The following is a 9,001-nucleotide window of genomic DNA, read 5'->3' on the forward strand; positions in this document are numbered from 1 at the left end:
TCGATGTTTCTTCTTCGATGATGCCGCACCTGGAGCGTGTGGTCAACGAGGTGGACAAGGTGGCGAAAGGCAGCGTGGTGGTGCTGTATTTTGGCTGCGGTTTGGAGCCGCCTGCGAAGCCATTGGCGGGCACGAAGATCTTCCGCACCTCAGCCGTCGAGTTTGAAAAATTCTGGCGTCTTGGCGGTGCCACTTTCATGGAGACGGCGCAGTACAAGATCAAAACCAAAGACCCGATTCCAAGCAAGGATCTGTTTCTCAAGCTGTCTCGTCGTCCGCAGACTTATTTCATCCACAACGTGGGGGTGGGCTACACGTGGCTGGCACTGCTGAGTGATGAGGTGCGCAATGCGGATGGGCTGTACTGGTTCTCCGATTTTCAGGACCGCGTGGACTTCAAGCAGATCGCTGTCGTGCTCGACAACTTGAAGCGCCGGAAGCAGCGATTGTATATTCACTCTTCTGGCAAGGGGGAGTACTTTGACCTAGTCAAAAAACAGCTCGTGGTGCCCACGGAGGGTGATGCGTATATTGAGGAGTGAGGAGGTGGCGCATGCAGCGCGTCACCGAACCGGTACAAAACGCACGATGTTGCGGTGGTAGACTTCGCACTCCTTCTTGTGCATCCAGATGCTGAACCAGAAGAGGAGGGCACCGAAGATGACGACGGAAAACACCAGTAGACGGCTTTTGGGAGAACGCGATGCGGCGAGGGCGGCGAAGCTGCACAGCGACATCACGTAGTAGGGCCAGGCCCAGTCTTTGCGACGCTGGGTCTGCTCCTGAATCAGCGGGGCGAAATCGGGTGAGCGTGTGGCGAGGATGCGGGGCGTCGCTTTGTCGCGCAGGTCGATGTAAGGCCAGACGCTGGCGCAGGAGACGCCGATGATGGCCAGAGCGAGCATGCGGCACTTGGCCTCGCCGAACATGAAGGAGACGATCAGAAACGTCAGGCCGATGCCCAGCCCGTACAGGGGCAGGGGCTCCAGCAGCAGATGGAGGTACTCGGGGTCGCAGATGCTCTGCCAGAGGGTGGTGAGTTCGCGCCACATGGGGAGGGATGCTGAATGCTGATGGACTGGGGTGCAAGGTGGGGATGAGACTGAATGGAGACTCGATGATTGACGAAGCTTTCCTTTTTAGTTATATTTCCATAATATTAATTAATTTCCATATGAAGACTGGTTTCCTTCTCTTGTTCCTGAGCGCTGGATCTTTGATTTCAGGCGCTGATCCCGCGCAGCCCGCGACGGCACCGTTGGCTGGCGCTCCGGCGGAAATCACACGATTCTACCATGATGTGAATTTAGCTGCTTGCTTGTGCACTCCGAAGGAGCGCGTGCTGGTGAATCTCAGGCTCAAGACTAACTCGACGGACGGGCTCTCTGCGCGTCTACAATCGGTGGCACAGGCTGTTCAGAGAATACGCGAGGCTTCGACGTTCATCGATCCGCAGATGGTGCATGATGCGGGTATATTCCAAAGCTCTGCAGAAGAACTCACCGAGATTGCCTCGATGCAGCGGATCGGCAATCGCATTCTGGTAGAGGTGAGCACGCGATCCGTCTCTCCTGAAACGAGGTCATGGCTGGTGGCTCAATTTGAAAATCCGGCGCAAAAGACTGCGGCTGCCGATTCCGCAGGCATGGCTGAAGTGCTCAAGCAGTCGGCCCGCAAAGAGATTCATGTCTGGAATCAGGTGCATGGCCGCTGGGTGCGCGATGAGGCGGGTATAGTGCTGCTGAAGCTGGCGAAGTAAGAAAGTAGTCGAGATTCTTAGCTCGTTCAGGGAGGGATCTAAGGCATCCAGAGCGAGCTAAAGCTCACGAGTACTTTTAAAACAGGTCTGTCTGCCCGGTGACTGGTGGCATGAGGCCGAGTTTGCGGTAGGCGGCGGGCATGGCGACGCGGCCGCGAGGGGTGCGTTTGAGGTAGCCTTGCATGACGAGGTAGGGCTCGTGGACGTCTTCGAGGGTGCTGGTGTCTTCACCGACGGCGACGGCGACGCTGCCCATGCCGACGGGGCCGCCATCGAACTTGCCAATGATGGTTTCGAGGATGCGAGTGTCCATTTCGTCGAGGCCGGATTCATCGATGTCGCGCATGGTGAGTGCCTGACGGGCGACGTCTTCGGTGACGATGTTTTGCGCTTTCACCTGGGCGAAGTCACGGACCCAGCGGAGGAGGTGATTGGCGATACGTGGGGTGCCCCGGGAGCGGCGGGCGATCTCGTGCGCACCTTCGGGTTCGATGGCGACGTTCATCAAACGTGCGGAGCGGATGAGGATGTGCTGGATCTCCTCGGCGGTGTAGTAGTCGAGACGGTTGGGAATGCCAAAGCGTGAGCGCATCGGCGCGGTGAGCATGCCTGCGCGGGTGGTGGCGCCGACGAGCGTGAAGGGCGGGAGATCGATGCGGATGGTGCGCGCTTTGGGCCCCTGATCGATGATGATGTCGAGGCGGTAGTCCTCGATGGCGGGATACAGATATTCCTCGATGCTGGGGTGGAGGCGGTGGATTTCGTCGATGAAGAGGACATCGCGCTCCTGAAGATTGGTGAGGATGCCGGCGAGATCGCCCGCGCGATCGATCTGCGGGCCGCTGGTGGTGTGCAGCTTGGTGCCGATGGCATTGGCGATGAGATTGGCGAGGGTGGTCTTGCCCAGGCCGGGCGGGCCGCAGAGCAGCACGTGGTCCAGAGACTCTCCGCGCATCTTGGCGGCCTCGACCATGACGAGGAGCTGTTCTTTGACCTTGGTCTGGCCGTGGAACTCGGAGAAATCCGCCGGGCGGAGGGCGAGATCGAAGGGAGAGTCGGGGTCGTTGAGCGTGGGATTCACTACTTATATAGGAGCGTGCGTGGCGCAGAGTGCAAGGTGTGGCGCGTCGCTCTTCGCGCAGGGAGGCACAGATTTTGGCAATGCTGAGAAGTGGGGAGGGTGAGAGCTGATTGGAGCAATGACGGAAAGCTTCAGGCAACGCCCTCTCGGTCAATTCGACCTCAACGACTCGGAGGCGCAAAGCGTGAGTGATCGTTGGGATCGACGGCCTTTTCCTGCTCCTTCGCGACCGTTTGCGCTTGGAAAGAGGCACTCGCAGCCTGAAGCGGTGCATGGGGCTCTTCGGTTGCGGACGGATGGCTGACGACCGTGATTTTACTCGGGGCGGTGGCATGCTCCAGCCAGCGGAGGACGCCTGTCACGGGCAGCGCCACGATAAGGAAGGTCAGAATCGGGTAGTAGGCTCCATCGAAAGTTTGTGCTTGAAACTCGGAGATCCAGGAGGCTGGCGGCAGATTGGCAAAGGTGAGCACCACCGCGACAGCCACCACAACCCATTGCAGCCAGCGGAAAGCGTGACTCAGCGCAGGGGCTGCCCGCAAGCGTGCGGCCTTTTCCTCCTGTTCGGCTTGCAACTGGTCCATGAACTTTTCAATCGCGGCCACTCGTGCTTGTGCCGGCAGTTGGCGCACCTCCCATAGGGGATGCCAGTGCAGCAGATCGCGCACGGGCGAAAATAGCATGGACGCCCGCCGTGCCTGCGCCCACGAAAGCCGTGCGCCCAGTCGCAGTCGCGCATGCAGCCACGAGGACAGCGGTCGCAGCCACAGCCACCAGATGATAATCCCTGCGAGGAAGCACAGGATAAAGAGAATCGGATGTCCCTTGGCCGGTGGATTGGGCACACTGAGCAGGAACATCGCTACTGCGGAGGCCATGCCAGCGAGCTTGGCTAGAAGGTCGAAGATGTGTGTCCAGAAGAGCATGGGGAGTCAGGATGAAGGACGCTCGATGTTTGTCCTGAGCCCTGTTGCTTGGCAATGGTTAAGTGGGAGGGGATCTGAACCAGAGGCACTTGGCAAGTGCTTCTCCTTGGGGGCTCTGTGCCTCTTACTCGCGACGGATGGAATCGGTGAGGGTGCCGCGCACGGCTGTGGCCACGGCGATGGCGCAGATTGCGAGGCCGAAGCCGAGGACGGCGACGATGAGCTCAACCAAGAAGGCGAGGGGCAGGCTGCCGCCGCGTTCGATCAATTGAGGAAGCACGGCGAGTGAGGCGGTGACGACGCCGAGAATGAGGCCGAGGACGAGCAGGAGGCTGTGCTCTCCCATGATCATGCTGCGCAGTGCTCCTGCGCGGAAGCCGAGGGCCAGCATGAGGCCGAGCTCGCCGCGGCGTTCCAGCACATGGCGGGCGATGAGGACGCCGATGCCGGCGGTGCCCAGCAGAACGCCGAGACCGCCGAGGACGGTGAAGATGCCGATGTACGTATTCTGCACGCTGAGGAACAACTCAAGGCGCTGACGCGTGGGCTCCAAGGCGAGGCCGCGCTGCTCAAGCTGGCGGGTGAGATGGGCGGCGATTTCGGCTGACTGCTCCGGTTTGGCATCGACCAAAAAGAAGCGATAGCCGGCGGCATCAGGATACTTTGAGAGGTAGTCTTTTTCGGTGATGATCATTTTGCCCTGCAGGATGGAACCGGCGAGGAGGCCGACAATTTTCACCTGGAAGGTGTTTCCGGAACTGTCCTGGTAGTCCAGCGTATCGCCCACGCCTTTGCCGAGGCCCCACATGGCGGTGGCTTGATCGGCGATGGCGGGGATGCATGAGTCGTCGTTGAGCTTGTCCCATGAACCTGAGGCAAAGGCAAAGGTGCCGGTGAGCTTGGCCGGGTCTGCGGCGACGAGAACGGGCTTTTGGGCGCGGTTGAGATTCAAGCAGCTTGCGTCATCGCCATCGCGCACGCGGAAGGGCACCACGCGGGCCTGAGGCATGAGCTTTTCATCGAGGCCGAAGGCATCCCAGCCTGCTTTCACATTGAGGTCTTCATACACGGGCAGTGAGGATTCGCCGATGAGCGCGAAGCCGCCGGTACCGGAGTCGCGTGCGGTGGTGTCTCCTGCGCTCATGCGGAAGGCGTTTACCGCGACCACGAGGAAGATGCCACCTGCCATCATGCCGATGACGGCAAGGCTGCGGGAAGGACGGCGGGAGATGTTGCGCAGGCCGATCTGTCGGAGTGAGCGAGCGAGTGTGCCGCTGTCCCGCCGCATCCAGCCGCGCAGGAAGAGCAGGCCGGCGATCATCATCAGCATGCCGGAACCAAAGAACATGCCCGCGACGGCTTCGGGATTTTTCAGCACAAACCCGGAGGCAAGAAGAGCCAGCGCGACGACTGCGAGAATGAGCATCGGTTTGCTGCCATGCTTTTTCTGAGCGGGTGCGAGGTCATCGCTCCATGAACCGGCGAGCAGGTCACGCGCCTGGATTTTAAAGAGCTTCCGACTGGCCCACCCGAGGGTGAGCAGGACGACGACCAGCGTGGCCAGGGCTGCATTGAAGATGGTGCTAAAGCTGGCGCTGAAGATGAGGGGCAGCCCCTGCGTGGCTCCCGTCCAGATGGCGGAGAGTCCGTGCAGCGCGGTCTGCGTGTAAAATATGCCGCCGAACACACCAAGTAAAACGCCTGCCGTGGCGATGACGCCTGCCTCCAGCAGCCAGGCGCGGCGCACCATGCCGCGAGTCCAGCCCACGGCCAGGAGCAGGCCGATCTGCGCGGCGCGACGCTCAAGCGTGAACAGAAACAGAAGCGCGGCAAAGACGAGAGCGGCTGCGATCAGAAACATGCTGAGGCCGATGAAGAGGCCGCCGAAGTCCACGCTGCCTTTGGCGGCGTTTCCGGCATCCTGTTTGAAATCACGCGGCACGAGGCCGATGTCTGCAAGCTGCAGTCGCAGGGCGAGTGCGTTTGACTTTGCCTCCATGGTCTGACCTTCATTTGGCAGGCGAATGGCGGTGAGCTTGCCAAAGCGATTGGCCCAGAGTTTTTGACCGGCAGCCAGGGTGATGAATCCCTTGGGGGTGCCTTTGAATTCATCCCAGTAGGCTTCGTCCTTGTCGCGGATGGCCTTCATGTCCATCGGGATGCCGGGCTCCCAGTCGCGGCAGTTGTCCACATCCGAAACGCCGGGGAAATCGGGAGTCCAAGCCTTGGTGACCATGGGATCATCCATGGGGAGAATCTTCGCGACTTTGAATTTTGCGGACTGCTGTTTGAGATCACGACCCAGACCTACCACGAAGTATTTGACCTCCAGTTCATCGCCGATGGCGAGTTTGTGATCATCCGCCAGCCACTGGGTGATGGTGATTTCATCATCCTTGCCGTGGCCGGTCGCTGTGATCATGGAGTAGGGGGTGCCGCCCTGCTTGGAGGTGATGCCGTTGACCAGATAAGTGAGCACACCGTAGGCACCTTTGAATTCGCCGAGCTTGTCCGCGATGCTGCGGTCCAGGAACACGCGGCTGGTGCTGATCTCCCAGTCCTTCTGCGCGCCTTCGAGGCGTTTGAGTTTGAGTGCGAAATCTGCGAGGGTGCGATGTTCTTCCACATGCGCACGCAGGGTGTTGAACTGCGGATGAAGAAGGGCATTCACCCGGCCATCCATTTCGAGCTGGGTTTGAAGGTCAGCGAGATTTACAAACACCGAGTCAGGCGGCACCTGCGAGGCGGTGAGCTGAAAGGCACCGAAGTCTTCCGCACTGATCACCGCTGCGACAGTGCGCCGAAGGGAGATGTCTTGATTGGTGCTGCCGGAGAGGGGGGCATCGCGTGATATGGCGCTGGGGCGCTCCAATCGGATGAGGATGGTATCTCCTACTTTCACGCCGAGTTTGCGGGCGAGCGGTTCATTGATGGCCACGGCGGACTTATCAAAGGCGATGTCCTTGGCGCTGGTGCTGAGCTTCCAGAAGCTGGCGTCCACGCCGAGCACCTGGGCTCCGTTCACACGCACCTTGCCATTGGCTGCATTCGCCGCGCCGGTGGCGATGATGACGGGGGCTGCATTGGTTTTTCGCGCGAGGGTTTCGGTGAACCATCGGTCTCCGCCGAGAATGCCTCCTTCCACCTTGCCGAGGCGCAGGGCGGCCACGCGCTCCAGGCTGGCACGCACGGAATCTCCGACGAGCATGGAGCCGGTCAGAATCGTGGCAGCTAGGAAGGTGCCGAAGAGCAGGCCCAGATGACCACGCCAGTAATGGCGTGCGGACTGGAGGACGTAATCCGTGAGTTTCATTGCAGAGCGCCTTCGTGAATCGTCAGCACACGGCCCATGCGGTCAGCCTGTACACGGTGATGGGTGACCATGATCAGCGTGACGCCGCTGCTTTTCTGAAGCTGGAGCAGCAGATCGGTCAAAGTGTCGGCGCTGGTCTCATCGAGAGCGCCGGTCGGTTCATCGGCGAGGATGAGGCGGGGCTGGTTGATCAAGGCGCGTACAAAAGCCACACGCTGGCGTTCGCCGCCGGAGAGCTGCGCGGGCTTCCAGTCCATGCGGTCCTTGAGACCCACCTGTTCGAGAAGAGATTCCGCGCGCTGCAAGGCATCTGCGGGAGGTGATTTCAGGGCGAGCGTGGGGAGCAGCACATTCTCCAGTACGGAGCACTGCGGCATGAGATGATGGAGCTGGAAGATGAAGCCGATTTTTTGACTGCGCACTGAGGCAAGCTGCTGGGCCGTCAGGCTGGCGAGGGCCTGGCCATCAAACGTGATGTCACCGGAGTCGGGCAGATCGAGCGTGCCGAGAATGTTCAGCAGGGTGCTTTTGCCGCAGCCGGAGGGGCCGACGACGGCCACGGATTCACCGGCTTCAATGCTGAGATTGATGCCGCGCAGCACGGGCACCTGAGCGCCGCTGCCAGGGTCGGTGTAGGATTTGGAAACGTTGGTTAGTTGGATGAGTGGCATGGGGTAAGCGTAGGCAAGCTGGGGCGGTTGAACAGCGGGAAATGAGGCATCCATTGTGCCTGACTTGTCACTGCAGCTTCGTCATTCGACCCGCTTGCGGATGGTTCAGGCTGCTTGAACGATACGCCAGCGTTTCGCTTTGAACTCATGGCGGGGCAGGGTGTTGGGCTCGGCGAGGCGCACTGAAATACGAAGGGAGAAGGTGTCCTTCAGTTTGGTTTCGAGGCGCTTGAGCAGCTGCTTCGCCACATTGCCGTCCAATTCGACGACCAGCTCGATCTCGTCCATGGCATCCACCTTGCGCTGTTCGACCATGTATTCGACGACTTCGGGGAACTGCCGCACAACGGCTTCGATGGCGCTGGGATAGATGTTCACGCCGCGCACGACGATCATGTCGTCCACACGGCTGAGGATGCCGCCATCGAGCATCAGCCTGCCGCGGTGGAGTTTCTTTTTCACCCAGTCACCGGTGCGGTAGCGCAGCAGCGGGCAGGCGGTGCGGTCCAGCGTGGTGAGGATCAATTCGCCACATTCGCCATCGGCGACTTCGACGCCTGTCTGCGGATCGACGATCTCAGCGAGGTAGGCCTCCTCAATCACCACGAGTTGTCGCGGCATGTCTTCCGTTTCGTAGCTGACGGGGCCGACTTCGGTCATGCCGTGATGGTCAAACACACGAGCTTCCCACAGTTCCTCGATGCGCTTGCGCACCTCGGGCACGCTGCCGCCAGTTTCACCTGCCACGATGACCTTGTTGATGCGCAGGCCCATGCGTTCCACGCCGGAGGGGGCGCCGATCAGTTCCCCCAGACGCAGCGCATACGTTGGGGTGCAGCAGAGGACCGTGGCACCATAGCGAGCCATGGCCTCCAGGCGTGCCTGACTGGACATGCCGCCGGTGGGGATGATGAGGTAGTCTTTTGCGGCAGCTTCATAAGCCGTCCAAAAACCGAGGAACGGGCCGAAGGAGAATGCGAAGAAGATGCGGTCGCGGCCTTTGACGAGCCCTGCTGCATCGAAGACTCGCTGCCAGCACTTGAGCATGGCATCCCAGCTTTCGGGGGTGTCCACCCAGGCCATGGGTACTCCGGAGCTGGTGCCGCTGGTCTGGCAAAAGCGGGTGTACTGGCTGATGGCCCGTGTCAGATTGGTGCCGAAGGGTGGGTTCGCGAGGCGGTCTGCCTGAATGTCCGCCTTGGTGGTGAAGGGCACCTGCGCGATGAAATCCTCCACGCGATTGAGGCGGCT

Annotated in this window: 8 protein-coding genes; 2 read left to right on the forward strand and 6 right to left on the reverse strand. The window is 60.5% G+C overall.

What is annotated here, in order from left to right:
• The coding region (locus ACIREA_RS19840) for a hypothetical protein (protein ID WP_397384078.1) at positions 1-542 on the forward strand (542 nt) is incomplete at its 5' end.
• 21 nt (positions 543-563) lie between these two features.
• Here the strand turns inward: ACIREA_RS19840 and ACIREA_RS19845 are convergent.
• Positions 564-1,052, reverse strand: a complete 489-nt coding sequence (locus ACIREA_RS19845; RefSeq protein ID WP_397384079.1) for a hypothetical protein — start codon at positions 1,050-1,052, stop codon at positions 564-566.
• 65 nt (positions 1,053-1,117) lie between these two features.
• On the opposite strand from ACIREA_RS19845, the gene ACIREA_RS19850 reads away from it, so the two are divergent.
• Complete coding sequence (locus tag ACIREA_RS19850) at positions 1,118-1,759, forward strand: hypothetical protein (RefSeq protein WP_397384080.1); 642 nt, start codon at positions 1,118-1,120, stop codon at positions 1,757-1,759.
• Positions 1,760-1,835: 76 nt separating this feature from the next.
• Here ACIREA_RS19850 and ruvB read toward each other — a convergent pair whose 3' ends face one another.
• The 5 genes from ruvB to ACIREA_RS19875 form a co-directional block, all read right to left on the reverse strand.
• Positions 1,836-2,840 carry a Holliday junction branch migration DNA helicase RuvB gene (gene ruvB / locus ACIREA_RS19855; protein WP_397384081.1) on the reverse strand — a complete coding sequence of 335 codons (1,005 nt, stop codon included), beginning with the start codon at positions 2,838-2,840 and terminating at the stop codon, positions 1,836-1,838.
• A gap of 161 nt (positions 2,841-3,001) precedes the next feature.
• A complete protein-coding gene (locus tag ACIREA_RS19860; RefSeq protein WP_397384082.1) occupies positions 3,002-3,766 on the reverse strand; it encodes a hypothetical protein in 765 nt (254 codons plus the stop codon).
• 124 nt (positions 3,767-3,890) lie between these two features.
• On the reverse strand, positions 3,891-7,079 hold the full coding sequence (locus tag ACIREA_RS19865; RefSeq protein ID WP_397384083.1) for an FtsX-like permease family protein: 3,189 nt from the start codon (positions 7,077-7,079) through the stop codon (positions 3,891-3,893).
• Positions 7,076-7,750 (reverse strand): ABC transporter ATP-binding protein, encoded by a 675-nt coding sequence (locus ACIREA_RS19870; RefSeq protein ID WP_397384084.1) that lies wholly within the window; start codon positions 7,748-7,750, stop codon positions 7,076-7,078. Before ACIREA_RS19870 ends, ACIREA_RS19865 begins: the two co-directional genes overlap by 4 nt.
• 105 nt (positions 7,751-7,855) lie before the next feature.
• Positions 7,856-9,001: phenylacetate--CoA ligase family protein (locus ACIREA_RS19875; RefSeq protein ID WP_397384085.1), on the reverse strand; the 1,146-nt coding region annotated here is incomplete at its 5' end.

It is taken from the genome of Prosthecobacter sp., assembly GCF_044373815.1.
GTDB lineage: Bacteria > Verrucomicrobiota > Verrucomicrobiia > Verrucomicrobiales > Verrucomicrobiaceae > Prosthecobacter.

Bases quoted from the DNA above. Each gene is read 5' to 3' on its own strand.
- ACIREA_RS19845 (WP_397384079.1), bottom strand. From the start codon at position 1,052: ATGTGGCGCGAACTCACCACCCTCTGGCAGAGCATCTGCGACCCCGAG.
- ACIREA_RS19860 (WP_397384082.1), bottom strand. From the start codon at position 3,766: ATGCTCTTCTGGACACACATCTTCGACCTTCTAGCCAAGCTCGCTGGC.
- ACIREA_RS19850 (WP_397384080.1), top strand. From the start codon at position 1,118: ATGATTGACGAAGCTTTCCTTTTTAGTTATATTTCCATAATATTAATT.
- ACIREA_RS19865 (WP_397384083.1), bottom strand. From the start codon at position 7,079: ATGAAACTCACGGATTACGTCCTCCAGTCCGCACGCCATTACTGGCGT.
- ACIREA_RS19870 (WP_397384084.1), bottom strand. From the start codon at position 7,750: ATGCCACTCATCCAACTAACCAACGTTTCCAAATCCTACACCGACCCT.